This window comes from Bacillus sp. NTK071 (assembly GCF_017303315.1).
In the GTDB taxonomy this organism is placed as follows: domain Bacteria; phylum Bacillota; class Bacilli; order Bacillales; family Guptibacillaceae; genus Guptibacillus.
On record NZ_JAFKOI010000016.1, the window covers coordinates 1 to 18,689 of the forward strand.

Genomic DNA, 18,689 nt, shown 5'->3' on the forward strand with positions numbered 1-18,689 from the left:
ATAGAAAGCTTAATCTAGCTTTTAAAACAATTTGCTTCCGTAGAAACAACTACTTACATGGCGTTTCGTTCAGTTTTCAAAGATCGATTTGTTTCTTTCGATGTCGTTTTCAGCGACTTTATTAATTTACCACATTAACTCAATCGAAGTCAACAACTTTTTTAATTTATTTCGTTACCGCGTTATTCCTTCGCGGCGACAAGTAATAATATACCACGGAGAAAAAATACGGTCAACCCTTTTGTTGATATTTTTTCTCCGTTCTAATAATTCTTTATATAGCCTTGTACTCACGTATGAATATTCCAGAACCTTTAGTCTCACTTCGATGGACTTCAATTAGATTTTTATCAATCATATACTCAAGAAGCGCTCCAAGATCTATGCCGTAATCTTTTAATTGTTCATCTTCCATCAATTCCTGATATGTCCATGCACCCTTACGTTCATTCATGACATTTCGTATGTGAACTGTTGCATTATTAGATTTAGAAGATAAAGAGAAGTCGTTAGCTAGAAGAAGCAATTCAAGACGTTTATCTAGAGGGTCTTCTCCTGATAAGAGCTCGGTGTATAATTTGAAAATTTCTGGTTCAATATGTTTCACCTGATTCCAAACTGTAATCTCTGGATGAAAACCATGTTCAATTACTGAAAGACGAGCTAGATGGTGCAAAGCATGTAGGATAAAGTTATAAGCATCCATATACTGTTTAGAAGCAAATAATTCTTTACCTTCCGTGTATCTTCTAATAAGTCGGGCAAATTCAACACCTATTTTCCGTGTCCGCTCTTCATTAGGGAAATCACGAATCCGCTCTTTTAATCCGGCTATGTATTCATTACGGTCAAAAATAATTTTTCCATTCACGAGCCATGCAACTAGGCGACGGTGACTACCAGATCCTAACCACTCATTAACCTGTTGTTCTGATACTACGTGCATAGCAGCTTTCTTATCTTCAAACTCATAGTGTTTTACGAACCATGACTTTTCTTTATTATTTACAATGATCAATAAAACAACATCGAAATTGTCGGTCAGTGGATGAAACGGCTTCGTTTTTTCAATGACCAGTACACCGAGTGTTTCAGGATGACTGGCTCTCTCTTGATAAATCGGCCTTAAAAGGTTCTCCATCATTCTATCCTCCAGAAGTATTTATACTTATAATACCAATCATTAAAATCCATTTTACCTTTTACCGTATAATCTTAAGTATTCAACAGTAAACATTATAAATCCTGTAATAAATTAAGCAATCCTAAATTTGAAATTTGTATGTCTTCTGATAAGGAAAGTGCTTACACCCTATGCATATGCTATACTTGTGTGCAGGAGGGACACGCAATGCAACTTAAGTATACCAATAAGATTAATAAAATTCGTACGTTCGCACTGAGTCTTGTCTTTATCGGAATTGCGATTATGTATATAGGAATATTCTTCAAGACTTCTGTTTTTCTGATGACCGCATTCATGCTAATTGGATTTCTTGCAACGATCGCAAGTGCTGTTGTGTACTTTTGGATCGGAATGCTCTCTACAAGAGCTATTCAAGTAGTTTGTCCAAATTGCGAGAAGCCGACCAAAGTTCTAGGGCGTGTAGATGCATGCATGCACTGCAAACAACCACTAACAATGGATCCAGAACTTGACGGCGAAGAATTCGACGAGAAATACAATATTAAGAAGATCCAGAAAAAACAATCATAACAAGAACAAAGGCTTCCTCCATATAATGGGGAAGCCTTTGTTCTTGGCTAAATATTTAATGTTTGCTCTTCTGGCAATCAGGACACTTACCGTATATTTCCATCCTGTGATCACCAACACGGAAACCTGTTACTTGTTCCGCAAGTGTTTCTACCTCATCCAATCCAGGATAATGAAAATCTACTATCTTACCACAATCATCGCAAATAATATGATAATGATCCGTTGTAACACAATCAAATCGACTAGAAGAATCCCCATAAGTTAATTCTTTCACTAATCCAATTTCCTTAAATACTCTTAAGTTATTGTAAACTGTTGCCACACTCATGTTAGGAAACTTACCTTCTAGTGACTTATATATTTCATCAGCAGTTGGATGGGACATAGACTGGATCAAATGCTCCAGAATGGCATGACGCTGCGGAGTAATCCGAACTCCTGAATTTTTCATTGCATCAATTGCTTCGTGCAGTTTTTCTTCAGCCATTCGTCATGCACCTCACTTTCAACAAGCATTCTTACTTTGTAATGTTTATAAATAGTGTACATCCTAAAGGTGGGATTTGTCAATAATCGTACACGCAGTAAGGATTAAACTATTTTTGATCCTGATGAAGAATATTTTCTTTTTCTCCCAGGTGATAGTTAATATATCGAGCTGCTACAAATAGAAAGTCCGAGAGACGATTCAAAAATGATAAGACGAGCGGATTCGCATCTCCAATCATCGTAGTATTCCTTTCAGCGCGACGAACGATTGTACGCGCTACATGAAGACTTGCTCCAGATGCATGTCCACCAGGAAGAATAAAGTTCCTAAGTGGTTCTAATTGCTTTTCCCATTTGTCTATTTGGTTTTCCATTTCATTAATATGCTCTTCTTCAATAGTCCATCCAACCTTTTTACCTTTTGGAGTTGCAAGCTCAGCTCCAACATGGAATAACCAAGTCTGTATTTTGTGAAAGATGGTTTGCCACTCTTCTTTTCCGTCGAAATGAATGTTCTGAACATAACTCAAGGCGAGACCAATTTGAGAATTCGCTTCATCACATGTTCCATATGCTTCTACTCGTACATCATTTTTCGGTACACGTTGCCCGTACACTAGAGATGTTTCACCCTTATCCCCTGTTTTCGTATAAATTTTCATTTCAATACCCCCTATCAGGATCAATTACGTTTTTCATATCATTAGATTCTTTTAAGTATTTCCTTAAATTATACTTGAATATTTCAATCGCTCTAGGCTGATAGTTATCTGAGATAGCCGAATGATGAGGTGTCACTGTAACAGTATCCATTTCCCAGAACGGATGAGACGGGTCAAGTGGCTCATTTTCGAATACATCAAGTACGGCATGTTTCACTTCGCCAGCATTAAGACTATCGATTAGCTCACGTTCATTTACAGTATCTCCTCTACCAATATTGATAAATACTGCTGATTTTTTCATCTTTTCGAAATGCGATTTTCTAAAATAATGCTTGGTGTCCGTAGTGCTCGGCAAAACTCCAACAACGTAATCGCACTTTGAAAGCATAGAAAGGATATCTTCATTTTTAAAGATTTCATCAAAATGCTCTGCATCATGGCCTGTTCGATTCACACCAAGCGTTTTCATTCGAAATGCATGGGCAATACGACCAATTTCACAACCGATTGCTCCAGTTCCTACCACACCAATTGTGCTACCTGTGATTTCTTTCATCGGAACGTTTTTCTTCCAAACTTTCTCTGATTCATTGGCTAAAACTTGTTTCGCTTCTCTAGCAACCTGTAGCATCACAGAAATGGTGTATTCTGCCATTGGAATGCTATGAATACCTCTTGCATTTGTAATTAATATGCCTCTTTCTTTAATTTTCCCTAACGGCATACGTTCAAGACCTGCAGATAGGACCATAATCCATTTAAGTTGAGTTGCTTTTTCAATGTGATCCGAAGATAGATCTTCACCATATGTAAGAAGAATCTGTGCTTCAGATAAATAAGGTTCCGCTTCATTCATTGATTGTTGGAACTGAAAAGTTACTTCAGGATGCGCTTCTATAAGCTGTTCCTTGATTTCAGACCTTAACTTGGCTGTTGATAGAATCTGCACTTTTTCATCCCTTTCTAATCGATTAACATCTCCTCGCTTTAAGTATAGCTGATTTCCCGCTATGGTCTAAACAAAACAACCTTGTTTCATTCAAAGAATCAGCTGAAAGATCATCCCTATGACATTTCTTCGAATACAAAAAAAGAGCGCATGATGCGCCCCCAACAGAAGATATGATCTACTATACTCTATGTAAGTAAAACAAATAGGTATAGTCGGATGCCCTTAAGACCATCGTCTTACTAAAGGTTTTCTTTAATGTAAGTCAACGCTGATTCCACATGCTCTTTAACGCGAACCTTACGCCATTCTTTTACGAGGGTTCCTTCTTTGTCTATAACAAATGTTGAGCGAACAATCCCCATGTATTCTTTGCCAAAATTTTTCTTTAACTGCCATACATCATATGCTTCTGCAGCTGAATGATCTTCATCTGCGAGGAGAAGAAACGGAAGATCATACTTATCAATGAATTTTTTGTGCTTTTCGACCGGGTCTGGACTAACTCCCAAAATAACCGTATCCAGTTCTTCGAATCCTTCGATATGATCTCGAAAATCACATGCCTCTGTCGTACATCCAGGGGTCATATCTTTTGGGTAGAAATATAGCACTACGTTTTTCCCCTTATAATCGGAAAGAGACACAGTTTCCCCTGTGCTTGCTTCTAACTTAAAATCAGGAGCTTTTTGACCAACTTCAACATTCATTGTTACGCCTCCTTTAATCATCTTAAGTTAAGCGTAACGAAATTCATGCGAACTTACAACTTCGAACTATCACGATAATCAACCATGGTCGTGACAAAAAATGCGGCCGGCATTAAGTAACCAATTAACGCCTCTATAATCGCAATCCATCGTCCTATTCCAATTGGTGTAAGATCTCCATACCCAACGGATAGAAGTGTGACCGCACTGAAATAAAGCACAGATTGAATTCTTGTGAACGGCGTTAATGTCATATCTGAAAGATTCACTTGTCCTTCCTGAAGAACAGGGACATCAAGTATAACTAGACTTAAATACATACTTCCAAAAGCGATAATCATCGTTAAATAAACAAGGAATAACAGAAACATCTTATAAACAGAAAGAAGACTACCCGGTACTCTCGTTCTTTTCATAAGAGCTAACATGCTTCTCCCAACACTAATAAAAGCAAGGACAATTGCACAAGTAATTAATAAGAGCATTAGAATACACCTCATAATAGGTTTATGAGGTGTTTCTTTATTTTAGGACGAACTATTTTGATACAAGAGTCGTGTAGACGACCAGCCGCTCCTCATGTGTGCCTGCATCACGATTAAATGTACCTGTACAAGTAATCAAGTTAAGACCTGATATAGAAGTTGTTCCAAACACCTTTTCAAGTGGAGCTTCGTTTCTCGGGTACGATTCAACCTTTTGTACTTCAAATTTATAAGCCTTTCCATTCTGATCAGAAACAGCGACAATGTCACCCTTTTCTAAATCTCCAAGATGAAAGAACACCGATGGTCCTGTCTTGTTATCAACGTGACCCGCAAGAACGGCATTTCCCATTTCACCAGGCTTCGCTCCAAGCTGATACCATCCGACGTTATCATCGTTTTTCGGAACATCCATTTGCCCATCTGGTAATTGGCCTACATGTTCCACTTCAGCATCTACATTTATAGCTGGGATGGACAATCGCTTTGGAACAATCCCCTCTCCCTTAGGTTCTGGAGCATTTATATCATTAGATTTAGAGGAAGCCATTATTTCTGGAGCTGAATTAAGTTGAACTTCTTCAATAGAAGGAACTCCTTTGTCTACACTCGTATGATTAGAAAAAGAAGAGCAGCCTGCCGCTGCTCCCATAAGTAAACTAATGGTTAAGAGTTTCTTTAACGGCATCACTGCTCCTCCTTCTATTAATGATTAAGCGGTTTGCTTCTTACGAAGATAAATTCCAGTTCCTGCTGCTAGAATTGCTCCTCCAAGAAGTGTCCATGCTACTGTATTAGACTGATCAGCCGTACCACCCATACCTGTTTTTGGCATATCTGTCGGCATATTTGTCGCATCCACCATTGGCCATGCTTCAAGCGTTGGTTCACCTTCAACAAGACCAATAGCGTACACTGAGTATACATAGCCTTCTTTTAATTCAACGCCAGGGATTTCAAGGACAACATTTTCAGATCCTGCTGGTCGCACTTCAAGATCTACAGTCATTGGATCAACTTCAGCATAATCAGACGTTGATTTAAAAGCAACATCCGAGAATAGAACGTCCCCATCTTTAACAGCTACATCCACATTAGGTGCATCTGGAGAAGCATGTACAACTCGCACTTTCGCTTTTCCTTCAGACGCTTCCATATCATCTCCTAGTGCCCAAAGAGAGATGCCATCAAGCTTGCCCACAGCTGCTGCAGAATATTTCATGCCTTCTTCAAGTGTTACTGATTGACTAATAACTGGTTCGCCTTCGCCATTATTACCAGCTGGGAATACTTCAATCTTATGATCTCCTGCTGGAAGAGCCATATAATCTGTCGCCTGCTTATATTCGGCACCCTCTACAACTGCTTCACCGTCAACATACACATCAACTGCCGGTGCATCTGGTGATGCGTGGATAACTCGAACCATAGCCTCATGATGATCCGCAAACGCCTGTGTACCGATAATACCGAACATCATGACCATCGCCACGGCAGTTGCCATAACTTTCTTTAACATTTACTCCACTCCTCTGGTTTAGTTTTTGTAACACCTTTGTATAATGTTTGTTCACTAGGTGATACGACAAAAACAATGCAATTGGATCACTTTTTTTACAGTTTGTTTGTTTTTATTTTGAATTCGAGGGAATTAAGCTACTAGAACAGCTCGGAGGAGGAACGTAAAATGGATAAAGGCAATTATGCGATTGCTTATTGGGACAATGGAAATGAAGAGCATTTCAAAATCTTTTGTATCGAAAACCATCAGACACTTTTACGAATCGCCCGTCGTATTGTAAATGACCAGCAAATTGCAGAAGAAATTGTTCAGGATGTCTATTTAGAAGTATGGAACAAGAGATCTCATTTCCATCAAAATAAAGGGAAGCTCTCTTCATGGGTTAACCAAATCACCCGAAACCGAGCCATTGATCGGATTAAGAAAGAACAGCGTAATTTCAAAGAAACAGTTGTTGAAGATCACCATTTGATCGATAAAGAACATTACATTCAAGAAGACTGTGGTAATAAAGATATGGTTATTGGCGCATTGCAATCTCTGAAAACGGAGCAACGGGAAGTTCTTAAACTTATTTATATAGATGGGTATAGTCAAGCCGAAGTAGCCTCTAAGAAGAAGATTCCACTTGGTACTGTGAAAAGCCGTGTAAGACTTGGCATGAAAAAATTAAAAGAAACGATTGATTTATCACTGATAGAACTTGTCTAATAAAAAGGCTCTTTTCGTAAACATTGTCGCTATAAGAGTGAGAGGGATTTCCACTCCAGGATGCTCGCTTTCCGCGGTGCGGGCGGTGAGTATCCTTCCGCTTCAATCAGCTAAGTCAAGCTCTTTATACAAAAGTTCTTTCAAAAAGCAGCAATCTTTGAGAAAAGAGCCAAATAAAAACAAAAGAGGCTGGGACATAAGTAAATAACCATGAGAAAGACCCGAACAATTCATTTGAATCAGATCGGGTCTTTCGTAATTTACAGATAGGAAACAACCGCTTCGCCAACATACTTCGCTTTCCGCGGGCACGGCCTCAGTCGGAGTCTACGTATGTTGGCTACGCTAAGGTCTTACTCTTACCATTAAAATCCGCGATTTCCTTCATGTATTTTAGTTTTGTCCCAGCCTTTTCTAATTACCGGCACCTCTATATTTTGTAACTCCGATATTCCACATAAAAATAGCAAATCCAAAAAATGCCGCTCCCATAACCGGTGTAAGAAAAGCATACCCATACCACTCTTCTCTACCAAGAAAATAAGCTGATGGATAGACGCCAACGAATGCGAACGGGAGGATCCATGTTAATACAAAGCGTATCACTTTATTATAAATATCGACTGGATATCTACCATAGTTACCGATGTTATACATCATCGGCATGATGCTAGTTCGACTATCTGACCAAAAGCTAATGCTTGCTAGCAGAATGAAAATACCAGCGTATACAAAAGCACCACCGAGAACCATAAATAGAAATACAATTGGATCGTACCAAGAGACACTTAAATTAAGACGGTTACCCGCGTAAACCATAACAGCTATCCCTGTTATAACTCCAAACAGTGATTCAAGTTCCATGCGTTCTAGAATAATTTGGAACAAGCTGTGAACTGGTCTCGTTAGAATACGGTCCATTTCTCCCTTAACAATATACTGTTCGTTAAAATCCCAAATGTTAAAGAATGCTCCAAAAATAGCAAATGGAACAAGAAAGAATCCATAGATGAAGATAATTTCATCTTTTGACCAGCCGCTAAGCATATTAGTGTGACCAAATACGACTAGAATGAAAATAAGATTAACTGCTTGAAACAACAAATCAGACATGATCTCCATCAGCATATCAACTCGATAAGTTAATCTCGTTTTCATATATTGCGATACATATAGAAAGAAAATAGTAGCATGCTTCATTCGTTACCCTCCCTGCACAATCAGACGTTTTTTGGCAATAATCCATAGCGCTTGAATTGGTAGTATGAGAATAACAGCCCAGACAAGTTGGAACATAATGGCTTCCCATACAGCAAATCCTGTAAAGCCTTCTGTAAAGATCATACTGGGAATATAGCTGATCGCTTGAAACGGTAGGAAGTCCATAACTTGTTGAGCCCATCCAGGATAGAAGCTGATTGGAAGCAACAAGCCTGAAAATAAATCGATAACAACGCGCTTAGCACGAATCAATCCATCATTGTTGAAGAAGAAGAATGTCATCACACCAGTCAGCAGGTTGATCTGTGTATTCACAATAAAACTTAAAATAATGGCAATCGTAAAGAACATCCATGTTGATAAAGCTGCTGAGAATTCAATCGGAAAAATAAGACTTACGATAACCATCCCTGGAATGGAGAAAAAGCTTAAACGAAAAATCCCTTCTCCAAGTCCCTGCATCGTTTTCATCATTAAGTAATGGTAAGGTCGAATAAATTCAACGGCGACCTTTCCCTCTTTAATTTCCTGAGCTATTTCTCGATCAATGTTATTAAAATAAAAAGCTCTTGCCATCCATGCAACAGCAATATACGTTGTCATCTGGATAACTGATAACCCCTCGATTTCTCCTTTTCCACCGTATATCGCATTCCAAAGAAAATAGTAAGCTCCAATATTAATACTGTAAATCAGGATACCGCTATAGTAGTTTGTTCGATAGGCAAGCATCATTAAAAAACGAACGCGAATCATTTCAATGTACTTACCCATTGAGCATGCCCTCTTCATATATATTTCGAATAATCTCTTCAGTCGAAATTTCATGAATCTTAATATCCGTAATCCTGTTCGCCGCTACGACTCGACCAATCACTTCTGAAATGACATGCTCTTCATTTACAACGTTAGCGATCCAAACATTGTCACGATCGCCCTTCGTCCATTCTGCTTGGAGTTCCATTAATAATGGTTGTAGGTTCTCAAGGCTAACCTGTTCACCAAACTGAAATTCAATTTGCTTCCCTTCTCCCCAATTCGAACGAAGCTTTGCAAGCTTACCATCATAAATGATCTGTCCTTCATCAAGCATAACGACACGTTCGCAAAGAGCTTCAATATCAGTTAAATCATGTGTTGTTAGCAAAATAGTCGTTTTATATTTCTCGTTAATCTCTTTTAAGAAATTTCGAATTTTTAGCTTAACAAGCACATCAAGGCCAATCGTTGGCTCATCTAGGAATAAGAGCTTCGGATTATGAAGAAGAGCAGCTGCTAGTTCACATCTCATTCTCTGACCAAGAGATAGCTTCCGAACAGGCTTATCAAGTAATGGCCCGATATCAAGTGATTCTATGACATGATTCATGTGGTCATTGTATACGTCATCAGGTACATTATAGACCTTCTTAAGTAATCGGAATGACTCTTGAACAGCGATATCCCACCATAGCTGTGAGCGTTGTCCAAACACAACACCAATTGAGCTAACAAATTTCTCGCGTTCTTTATGTGGATCCATTCCATTTACACGAACAGTCCCAGAAGTCGGTGTTAAAATACCTGTAAGCATTTTAATACTTGTAGATTTACCAGCTCCATTTTCACCGATATAGCCAACCATTTCGCCTTCATTAACTGTAAATGAAATATCTTTAACCGCAGAAATCACTTTATAATTTCTTGTAAATAAATCTCGAAACGCTCCTTTAAGACCTGAACGACTCGAGTGAGATTTAAAATCTTTCCGCAATGATTGCACGTCGATAACCTTTTCCATACGTCTTCCTCCTTTAAACACACACCAATTTAGTTTACAAGAGCTTTCTCTAATAAACAATGAAAGAGCTTCTGTCTTAGTGGTCTTAGGCTTTCGTTTCTCGTCACTCGTGCTACAATATAAGGTGATAAATGAGCAATACAAGGAGGTAACTATGAATTTCACAAAATCAGAACAACATCATAAAGAGTCACTCGATATTATGCTAGGTGGTGTAAATAGTCCATCTCGCTCTTATAAGGGCGTCGGTGGCGGTACACCAGTATTTATGGAGAAAGCAAAAGGTCCTTATTTCTGGGACGTTGATGGAAATAAGTACATAGACTATTTGGCAGCATACGGTCCAATTATTACTGGACATGCTCACCCTCATATTACACAAGCGATTACAACAGCTGCTGAGAACGGTGTTTTATACGGTACACCAACTGTTTTAGAGAACCGCTTCGGATCAATGCTTCAAGAAGCGATTCCTTCTCTTGAAAGAGTTCGATTTGTGAACTCTGGTACAGAGGCAGTAATGACAACAATTCGTGTCGCAAGAGCTTATACTGGGCGAGATAAAATCATTAAATTCGCAGGGTGCTACCATGGCCATTCTGACCTTGTTCTTGTCGCTGCAGGTTCAGGTCCAGCGACACTTGGCAACCCTGACTCTGCAGGTGTTCCCGCAAGTATTGCGAAAGAGGTTATCACCGTTCCATTTAACGATATTGAAGCCTATAAAGAAGCCATGAACAAATGGGGAGACCAAGTTGCAGGCGTTCTTGTTGAACCAATCGTAGGTAACTTCGGAATTGTTGAACCAGAAGAAGGTTTCCTTCAACAGGTGAATGAAATCACACATCAATATGGGGCACTTGTCATCTATGATGAAGTTATCACTGCCTTCCGCTTCATGTATGGTGGTGCTCAAAATCTACTAGGCGTTGAGCCGGATATGACAGCTCTCGGTAAAATTATTGGTGGTGGATTACCGATTGGTGCCTATGGCGGCAAACGAGAAATTATGGAGCATGTCGCTCCGCTCGGTCCAGCTTACCAGGCTGGTACAATGGCCGGAAACCCGGCCTCCATTTCTGCAGGTATTGCCTGCCTTGAAGTTCTTCAAGAAGAGGGTGTCTATACTCATCTTGATCAACTAGGGGAACGCCTTGAGAGCGGTATTCAAAAGCATGCACAGGAAGCAGGCATTCCAATTACGATCAATCGTTTAAAAGGCGCATTAACTGTTTACTTTAACAATGAAAAAGTTATGAATTACGAGCAAGCAGAAAACTCCGATGGCGAAAAATTCTCGAGGTTCTTTAAGCTGATGTTAAATGAAGGCATTAACCTTGCTCCATCAAAATACGAAGCGTGGTTCCTAACAACTGAGCATACCGAGAAAGATATCGATGATACGCTTGAAGCAGTCAAACGCACTTTCATTAGAATGGCAGATTAAGCTCATGCATTAGAAAAGGCAGAATGAATTTAATTCATTCTGCCTTTTCTACTATTCTTTTAATAATTGGAAAATAGGGCTTGCTATAAAGAGCATTCCGATGTATAACTAGAACGTTCTCTTATGTTTAAATGAGTCAATAGAGGATACTCTCTATACTATAAGTACTCAACGAAAGGACTTTATTAGAATGAAGTTTGGTGCCCGTATATTTAAAACAGGGCTTGCGATTACACTCGCACTTTACATTGCAACCTGGCTTGGTTTAGAACCTCCGTCTTTTGCTGGGGTGGCTGCATTATTTGCTATTCAACCATCAATCTACAGATCTTACCAAACCATTATCGATCAGTTTCAATCCAATATTATCGGAGCCTTGCTTGCAGTTGGTCTTGTAATTGTATTTGGTAATCAGCCTATTGTCATTGGTCTTGGTGCAATTATAATCATTGCAATTAACATTAAATTAAAGATTGAGAGTACGATTCCACTTGCAGTCGTTACCGTCATACTTATCATGAATGCACCACAAGAGGAGTTTATCTCATTTGCTACAAACCGATTTTTCGTAATTATGGTTGGAGTCATCAGTTCATCTTTTGTGAACTTGATCTTCCTACCTCCAAAATACGAAACCAAGTTATTTCATAAAATCGTAAGCAATACAGAATACATTTCACAGTGGATTAGACTAGCTACAAGAAATGATGCTGAACACAAAGTGTTAAAAGAAAATTTGATTAAGTTAAAAGAAGACACAATCAAAAGCGATCAGTACTTCCTACTTTATAAAGAAGAGAGAACCTACTTTAAACGGAAGAATCTTGTCAAAGCTCGTAAGCTAGTGCTGTTTAGGCAAATGATTGCTACTACTGAAAAATCTTTAGCTATATTAAAGATTCTTGATCAACTTGATGTGAAAATTCTAATCATGCCTGATGAGGTGAGAAAGCTCATTCAAACACACCTCGATCAGCTCACAAACTACCATGAACGAATCCATTTAAAATACATTGGCAAAGTAAGACACCAGTCACCTGAAGAAATGCTCAATAATGTTGGTTCTGGTGAGACGACCTTAACAGAGCGCTACGTGGAGCTATATGAAAGTGGTGAATGCAACCGCGAGCTATGGATGACTATCTTTCCTCTAATTGGTATGATCATCGATTATCATGATCATCTTGAGCACCTGGATCTACTAGTCGATAGCTTCCACTCCTATCATCAAGAAGAGAATGAAGTTGATATCCAGGAACTTCACGCCAAATAGAAAAAAATCAGCCGGTTTCGGCTGATTTTTCTATTTCTTCATTTTTGGATCAAGTGCATCCCTGAGGCCATCCCCCAGAAGGTTAAATCCAAGGACGGTTAGCATGATGGCGAGACCCGGGAAGAATACTGTCCATGGTGCCTGGATAATATAGGAGCGCGAATCTGCAAGCATTTTTCCCCACTCAGGCTGAGGTGCCTGTGCGCCAAGCCCCAGGAAGCTCAGTGCAGCAGCTTCAAGAATAGCTGTTGCAATCGCAAGTGTTCCTTGAACAATGATTGGGGCAAGCGAATTCGGAAGGACATGATGAAAAATAATTCGCGAATCCTTCATCCCAACCGCTCTAGCAGCCATGACATACTCTTCTTGCTTCACACTCAATACACGAGAACGAACAAGTCGACCAAAGTTAGGTATATTGATAATGGCAATCGCGATCAAGGCATTTCTCAGTGATGGTCCAAGTACTGCTACAACAGCAATGGCGAGAAGGATACTTGGGAACGCTAGCATAATATCAAAGATACGAGAAATTATCGTATCAACAAGACGTCCGTAATAGCCCGCTATCATCCCAAGTAAGCTACCTACAGCTGCTGAGCCCAGTACAGCAAAAAAACCGACCCATAGTGAAATGCGAGCACCATATATAATACGTGATAAAATATCTCGTCCAAAATCATCTGTCCCAAACCAGTGACTTGCTGAAGGTGATTGAAGACGTTCGGATAATTTCTGTTCATTTATTCCTTCCGGTGCAATTACACTAGCGAAAATGGCAAGAAGAATAAAGAATAGAACAATCCCCATGCCGACCATTGCCAGCTTATTTCTCCTGAATCCCTTCCAGGCTTCACGCCATGGTGATATTACTTCTTCATCTGGTTGCTTTGATACATTTACTTGTTTTTGTGGAGCAATTTCAGCCATTTCGAAGCCCCCTTAGTTGTATTTGATTCGAGGATCAATTGCAGCATATAACAGATCGACAATTAAATTAATGAATACAAAGATAACCGCAACAATCAGGATACCCGACTGAATAACTGGGTAATCTCTGAAATTAATCGCATCATAAATATAGCGACCGATACCAGGCCATCCAAATATGGTTTCAGTAAGAATAGCCCCACCAAGTAATAGCCCCATTTGAAGTCCGATAACAGTCAAAACTGGGATGAATGCATTTTTGAGAGAATGCTTGTAAACAACCCAGAACATTTTTGTACCTTTCGCGCGAGCTGTGCGAACGAAATCAGATCTCATTACTTCGAGCATGCTCGAGCGTGTCATCCTTGCAATAATAGCCATTGGGATTGTACCAAGTGCGATCCCAGGAAGAATCAAATGCTTAATTACTTCAACAAACTGATCCATACGACCCTGAATGAGTGTGTCAATTAGATAAAGATGTGTAATGGCATCCACTGGATTCCTTACATTTTCACGACCAGTAGATGGTAGCCATCCGAGCTCAAGAGAAAATGCCCACTGCTCCATTAATCCAAGCCAGAATACAGGCATTGAAACCCCGATTAAAGCAAGAACCATAGCTGTATAGTCAAACCATGAATTCTGATACCAGGCACTAATGATACCCGCATTCACACCAATAAAAATAGCAATTACCATAGCCACAAGTGAAAGCTCCAAAGTTGCAGCAAGATACGGCCAAATTTCTCCGCTAATATCAGTACTTGTTCGTAGAGAAGTGCCTAAATTACCAGTAAACAGATTCTTTATATAATCTACATACTGAAGATACCATGGCTGATCGAGTCCGAGCTGTTTTGTTAAACTCTTAATCGCCTCTTCCGTTGCTTGCTGTCCAAGAATAACCTGAGCTGGATCTCCAGGAATCGCTCGAATCATAAAAAAAACGATCAGTGTCATTCCAAATAAAACTGGGATAAGCATTAACAACCGTCTAACTGTATAAGCAAGCATGTAACTCACCTCTTCTTCCTTATGTGCAATTCATGATTGATTTACTACTCATTATGTATTAAATAAATCAACTACTTTAAATAAAGGGGAGTGAATCACTCCCCTCCCATTTCTACTGCATTGTCACTTTTGTTAGCTTATCAGAACCAGTTGGATGTGGAGTAAATCCTTCAATAGAAGCTTTACCACCCAATGCTGGTTTAGAGTGTACAAGTGGAATCCATGGTGCATCTTCATGGATAATTTCTTGCGCCTCAGCATAAAGCTTATTACGCTCTTCTTCATCTGGTGTTGATTGTGCTTTAATTAGAAGATCATGTAACTCTTGATTTTCGTAATACGTGTAGTTATTGCTTCCGATGTTGTCCTGATCTAGAAGAACATATAAGAAGTTATCCGCATCACCGTTATCTCCAGTCCAACCAAGTAAGAAGCTATCCGCTTCACCATTACGAGCTTTTTCAAGATATGTTGCCCACTCGTAAGACTTGATCTCTGCTTTTACGCCAATTTCTGCGAAACTCTTCTGAAGAACTTCAGCTACTTTTTGACCGTCTGGCATATATGGACGTGGAACTGGCATAGCCCAAAGTTCCATTTCAAAACCATCTTCGTATCCTGCTTCTTTTAGAAGTTCTTTTGCTTTATCAAGGTCATACTCATAAGGTTCGATTTCGTCGTTATAACCACCAATAACAGAAGGCATTGGATTCTTTGCAGGTTCAGCTTGTCCTGCATAGAACGAATCAATAAGCGCCTGCTTATCAACAGCGTGGTTTAATGCCTGACGAACAAGTTTGTTATTTAATGGTTCGCGGTTCGACGTTAAACCAAGGTATCCAACGTTCATAGAAGGACGGAAGAATGTTTGAAGATTTGAATCATCTTCTACCTGTTGAACATCAGATGGGTTAAGTCCATCCATTAAATCAATTTCACCAGCCATCAATGCATTCAAACGAGCTGAGTTATCAGGAATCGCTCGGAAAATAACGCTATCAAGCTTTGGATAACCATCCATCCAGTAGTCTTCATTCTTTTTAAGTACAATCTTGTCATTACGGTTCCACTGACCAAAAACAAATGGACCGGTGCCTACAGGATTTTCACCAAACTTGTCTCCTTGCTTTTCAAGTGCATCAGGACTCGCAATAGCAAATGGTGACATTGCAATATTTTTAAGGAATGGAGCTTGTGGACGCTTCAGCTTAAATTCAACTGTGTAATCATCTTTAGCTGTTACACTTTCAATGACGTGACCTTCATCACCTTTAAATCCACCAAACATTGATTTATAGTAATAGAATGCTTCTTCTGTTCCATTCATCCAGCGTTCGAAGTTATACACAACAGCATCTGCATTGAAGTCAGTACCGTCATGGAATTTCACGCCTTCACGAAGTTTAAAAGTATACGTTTTACCATCATCAGAAACTTCCCACTCTGTTGCAAGCGCTGCCTCTACATCCGTATTGTCATCGCCGTAATCAAGTAGTGTATCAAAAATGTTCTTTGTTACTTTAAAAGATTCCCCGTCTGTAACAGATGCCGGGTCTAGTGATACTGAATCTCCACCACGGCCGAAGATCAATGTGCCGCCTGTAGCCTCACCAGAGTCGCCCCCACCATTGCCATTCGTTTCGTTTGAACCGCCACAACCAGCAAGTCCAATCGAAAGAAGCAATACAAATACTAATGAAAAAATAGTCTTTTTCATCGTCTTCCCCCTTAAGAAATGTTTTTATTTATACATGGTCTTCTTCGTACAGATGACACGCTGTATGGTGTCCCGGTTCTACTTCCCTGAATTCAGGAACAACTGAGCTGCACACGTCCATCGCCTTCGGGCACCTTGTATGAAACGGGCATCCAGATGGCGGATTCGATGGGCTTGGCACATCTCCTGTAAGTATAATTCTGTCTTTCCCATATTCAGGGTCTGGAACTGGTACTGCTGAAAGAAGAGCCTGTGTATACGGATGTTTTGAATCAAGATACAGCTTTTCACTATCTGCCATTTCAACAATACGGCCAAGATACATGACCCCAACACGATCACTAATGTGCCTTACAACACCAAGATCATGCGCAATGAACAAATATGTTAATCCAAGCTCTTTTTGTAGATCTTCTAGAAGGTTTAATACTTGAGCTTGTATAGAAACGTCAAGTGCGGATACTGGTTCATCTGCAATTATTAGCTTCGGATTAACAGCAAGCGCTCGTGCAATACCGATTCTTTGCCGCTGTCCACCACTGAACTGATGCGGATATCGTTTTGCATGATAAGAGCTGAGGCCCACGATTTCCAGAAGTTCTCTAACTCGCTTTTTGCGCTCTGCTTTGTTGCCGAGTTTATGAACAATGAGAGGCTCTTCAATAATTCTTTCGACTGTGTGTCTTGGGTTAAGTGAAGCGAAGGGATCTTGAAACACCATCTGAATATCTTTCCGCAGATGCCGCATTTCGTTCTTACTAAGCGAAGTCATTTCTTTTCCATCAAATAGAACTTCGCCATCACTAGGTTCAAGAAGTCTCATTAACATCCGACCAGTTGTAGACTTCCCACATCCACTTTCTCCAACTAGCCCGAAAGTTTCTCCTTTATGTAGCGTGAAGGTTACCCCATCAACTGCTTTTACTGTCCCTACCTGCTGTTTAAGCACGCCTCCCTCGATTGGGAAATGCTTCTTAAGCTGTTTAACTTCGAGCAATGCTTCTTGCAAAATAGGTGCCCCCTTTAGCTATTTACTCTCTCTAGCACAGCTGCTTTCTTCTCGTCTTCGTGAAGCCAGCACCTAGCTTGTTGATTCGATCCAGCATCAAGTAAAATAGGATCTTCTTCAAAACATTTGTCAAAAGCAAAGCTACAACGCGGTGCAAAATGACATCCTTTATGAATGGAACCTGGTTTTGGAACGTTACCGGGTATCGAATACAATCTGTCTTTTCGAACACGAACATCAGGGACAGATTCAATTAAACCGATCGTATACGGATGTTTCGGTTGCTGGAAGATATCCTTTGTTTTTCCTTGCTCAACGATTTTCCCGGAGTACATCACCACAATACGATCACAAATTTCTGCTACAACACCAAGATCATGGGTAATGAGGATAATGGATGTATTGGTTTCTCGATTCAACTTCTTCATTAGTTCAAGAATTTGAGCTTGAATCGTTACATCAAGTGCTGTTGTAGGTTCGTCTGCAATAAGTACCTCTGGATCACATGCCATCGCCATCGCAATCATGACACGCTGACGCATCCCTCCTGACAACTGATGGGGATACTCATTCATTAACTCTTCTGCTCGTGGAAGACCCACTAGTTTTAAAATTGAAATAGCGTGCTCCCAAGATTTCTTTTTACTCCATTTTTTATGTATACGAATGCCTTCAATTAGCTGATTACCAATTCGAAAAACAGGATTAAGGGATGTCATCGGCTCCTGAAAAATCATGCCAATTTCATTTCCCCTTATCTTCCTCATTTCTTTCTCCGATTTAGTAAGGAGATTCTCTCCTTTGTATGTAATTTCTCCTCCAACAACTTTCCCTGGAGCCTGAATCAGTTGCATGATGGATAGTGATGTTACGCTTTTTCCAGAACCAGATTCACCAACAATTCCTAGTACCTCTCCCTTGTTAATATGAAAATCTACGGAGTCGACTGCCGGAATTTCACCATCATCGGTAAAAAAGTGAGTTTTTAACTTGCTGACGTTCAAGACTGGCTGTTCCACTCTCTCACCCCTTTCGCCAATTTCA

Annotated in this window: 20 protein-coding genes; 4 read left to right on the forward strand and 16 right to left on the reverse strand. The window is 39.8% G+C overall.

Going from position 1 to position 18,689, the window contains the following annotated elements:
• Positions 1-274 precede the first annotated feature (274 nt).
• Positions 275-1,141, reverse strand: coding sequence for a nucleotidyltransferase-like protein (locus JI666_RS17745; protein ID WP_206894438.1), 867 nt, complete (start codon positions 1,139-1,141; stop codon positions 275-277).
• A gap of 210 nt (positions 1,142-1,351) precedes the next feature.
• Here JI666_RS17745 and JI666_RS17750 point away from each other — a divergent pair, with 210 nt between their 5' ends.
• On the forward strand, positions 1,352-1,717 hold the full coding sequence (locus JI666_RS17750; protein WP_206894339.1) for a YgzB family protein: 366 nt from the start codon (positions 1,352-1,354) through the stop codon (positions 1,715-1,717).
• 55 nt (positions 1,718-1,772) lie between these two features.
• Here the strand turns inward: JI666_RS17750 and perR are convergent, their stop codons facing one another.
• The 7 genes from perR to JI666_RS17785 form a co-directional block, all read right to left on the reverse strand.
• Positions 1,773-2,207 (reverse strand): peroxide-responsive transcriptional repressor PerR, encoded by a 435-nt coding sequence (gene perR / locus JI666_RS17755; RefSeq protein WP_048313653.1) that lies wholly within the window; start codon positions 2,205-2,207, stop codon positions 1,773-1,775.
• A gap of 109 nt (positions 2,208-2,316) precedes the next feature.
• A complete protein-coding gene (locus JI666_RS17760; protein WP_206894340.1) occupies positions 2,317-2,871 on the reverse strand; it encodes a cob(I)yrinic acid a,c-diamide adenosyltransferase in 555 nt (184 codons plus the stop codon).
• Between the two features lies 1 nt (position 2,872).
• A complete protein-coding gene (locus tag JI666_RS17765; RefSeq protein ID WP_206894342.1) occupies positions 2,873-3,823 on the reverse strand; it encodes a D-2-hydroxyacid dehydrogenase in 951 nt (316 codons plus the stop codon).
• Between the two features lie 242 nt (positions 3,824-4,065).
• Positions 4,066-4,533 carry a thioredoxin-dependent thiol peroxidase gene (gene bcp, locus JI666_RS17770; RefSeq protein ID WP_206894344.1) on the reverse strand — a complete coding sequence of 156 codons (468 nt, stop codon included), beginning with the start codon at positions 4,531-4,533 and terminating at the stop codon, positions 4,066-4,068.
• Between the two features lie 53 nt (positions 4,534-4,586).
• Positions 4,587-5,018: an ion channel gene (locus JI666_RS17775; protein ID WP_206894346.1), complete on the reverse strand. Its 432-nt coding sequence runs from the start codon at positions 5,016-5,018 to the stop codon at positions 4,587-4,589.
• Between the two features lie 52 nt (positions 5,019-5,070).
• Entirely contained in the window at positions 5,071-5,706 is a 636-nt protein-coding gene (locus tag JI666_RS17780; RefSeq protein WP_206894347.1) for a class F sortase, read from the reverse strand.
• A 24-nt stretch (positions 5,707-5,730) separates the two neighbouring features.
• Positions 5,731-6,537: a DUF4397 domain-containing protein gene (locus JI666_RS17785; protein WP_206894348.1), complete on the reverse strand. Its 807-nt coding sequence runs from the start codon at positions 6,535-6,537 to the stop codon at positions 5,731-5,733.
• 168 nt (positions 6,538-6,705) lie between these two features.
• Between JI666_RS17785 and JI666_RS17790 the strand changes: the two genes are divergently transcribed.
• Positions 6,706-7,251 (forward strand): RNA polymerase sigma factor, encoded by a 546-nt coding sequence (locus JI666_RS17790; protein ID WP_206894349.1) that lies wholly within the window; start codon positions 6,706-6,708, stop codon positions 7,249-7,251.
• 414 nt (positions 7,252-7,665) lie between these two features.
• On the opposite strand, the gene JI666_RS17795 is transcribed toward JI666_RS17790, so the two are convergent.
• Genes JI666_RS17795 through JI666_RS17805 form a run of 3 tightly spaced genes read right to left on the reverse strand, consistent with a single transcriptional unit; the run spans position 7,666 to position 10,252 of the window.
• Positions 7,666-8,451, reverse strand: a complete 786-nt coding sequence (locus tag JI666_RS17795; protein ID WP_206894350.1) for an ABC transporter permease — start codon at positions 8,449-8,451, stop codon at positions 7,666-7,668.
• Between the two features lie 3 nt (positions 8,452-8,454).
• On the reverse strand, positions 8,455-9,246 hold the full coding sequence (locus JI666_RS17800; RefSeq protein ID WP_206894351.1) for an ABC transporter permease: 792 nt from the start codon (positions 9,244-9,246) through the stop codon (positions 8,455-8,457).
• The gene (locus JI666_RS17805; protein WP_206894352.1) at positions 9,239-10,252 is read right to left on the reverse strand and encodes an ABC transporter ATP-binding protein; all 1,014 of its coding nucleotides are present in this window, start codon (positions 10,250-10,252) and stop codon (positions 9,239-9,241) included. Before JI666_RS17805 ends, JI666_RS17800 begins: the two co-directional genes overlap by 8 nt.
• Positions 10,253-10,406: 154 nt before the next feature.
• Here JI666_RS17805 and JI666_RS17810 point away from each other — a divergent pair, with 154 nt between their 5' ends.
• Positions 10,407-11,699 (forward strand): glutamate-1-semialdehyde 2,1-aminomutase, encoded by a 1,293-nt coding sequence (locus JI666_RS17810; protein WP_206894353.1) that lies wholly within the window; start codon positions 10,407-10,409, stop codon positions 11,697-11,699.
• A gap of 190 nt (positions 11,700-11,889) precedes the next feature.
• Entirely contained in the window at positions 11,890-12,972 is a 1,083-nt protein-coding gene (locus JI666_RS17815; RefSeq protein ID WP_206894355.1) for an FUSC family protein, read from the forward strand.
• A gap of 30 nt (positions 12,973-13,002) precedes the next feature.
• Here the strand turns inward: JI666_RS17815 and nikC are convergent, their stop codons facing one another.
• The 5 genes from nikC to JI666_RS17840 form a co-directional block, all read right to left on the reverse strand.
• Positions 13,003-13,902, reverse strand: coding sequence for a nickel transporter permease (nikC, locus tag JI666_RS17820; protein ID WP_206894356.1), 900 nt, complete (start codon positions 13,900-13,902; stop codon positions 13,003-13,005).
• A gap of 12 nt (positions 13,903-13,914) precedes the next feature.
• Positions 13,915-14,919: an ABC transporter permease gene (locus JI666_RS17825; protein WP_206894358.1), complete on the reverse strand. Its 1,005-nt coding sequence runs from the start codon at positions 14,917-14,919 to the stop codon at positions 13,915-13,917.
• 112 nt (positions 14,920-15,031) lie between these two features.
• A complete protein-coding gene (locus JI666_RS17830) occupies positions 15,032-16,636 on the reverse strand; it encodes an ABC transporter substrate-binding protein (RefSeq protein WP_206894359.1) in 1,605 nt (534 codons plus the stop codon).
• Positions 16,637-16,664: 28 nt separating this feature from the next.
• Positions 16,665-17,645: an ABC transporter ATP-binding protein gene (locus tag JI666_RS17835; RefSeq protein ID WP_206894360.1), complete on the reverse strand. Its 981-nt coding sequence runs from the start codon at positions 17,643-17,645 to the stop codon at positions 16,665-16,667.
• Positions 17,646-17,659: 14 nt separating this feature from the next.
• Entirely contained in the window at positions 17,660-18,664 is a 1,005-nt protein-coding gene (locus JI666_RS17840; protein ID WP_206894361.1) for an ABC transporter ATP-binding protein, read from the reverse strand.
• Positions 18,665-18,689: the final 25 nt, after the last annotated feature.